The 563-nt window shown below is 67.3% G+C and carries 1 protein-coding gene; it reads right to left on the bottom strand.

Going from position 1 to position 563, the window contains the following annotated elements:
- The coding region (locus tag ACMA1I_RS23300) for a galactokinase (protein ID WP_414703977.1) at positions 1–563 on the bottom strand (563 nt) is incomplete at both ends.

Below are 563 nucleotides of genomic sequence, written 5' to 3'. Positions count from 1 at the left end.
GGCTCTCTGCCGAACTGCTGCTCATAGGCCTGGCTTACCTGCCGCGTGTACTCCTCCAGCCGCTCTACGTGCACCAGGTTGATGGTGCAGCCGCCAAAGCCCCCGCCCATCATGCGGGCCCCCAGCACGGCGTCGGTCTTGCGGGCCTGCTCCACCAGAAAGTCCAGCTCGGGGCAGCTCACCTCGTATTGGTGCTGCAGCCCCGCGTGCGAGGCGTACATTCTCTCCCCGAAGGCCTTCAGGTTCCCCTGCTGCAGGTCCTGGCAGGCGGCCTCCACCCGCTCGTTCTCCTGCACCACGTACAGGCAGCGCTGGTAGGTCACGGGCTCGAACTCCGGCTCGTGCTTTTCGAGCATCGCCACGGTGGCGTCGCGCAGGCTGCGCACCTGCGGGTAGTGCCCCTGCAGCAGGGCCACGCCCGCCTCGCACTCCTGGCGGCGGGTGTTGTACTCCGAGGAGGCCAGCGAGTGCTTGACCTGGGTGTCGAGCAGCACGATGCGGTAGTCGTCGAGGTCGGAGGGGTAGTACTCGTAGGCCAGGGAGCGGCAGTCGAGCTTGACCAC

The organism is Pontibacter sp. 13R65, assembly GCF_047525655.1.
Classification (GTDB): domain Bacteria; phylum Bacteroidota; class Bacteroidia; order Cytophagales; family Hymenobacteraceae; genus Pontibacter.
The sequence above is the reverse complement of the archived record's forward strand: the minus strand, read 5'-3'. Positions and strand labels throughout refer to the sequence as shown.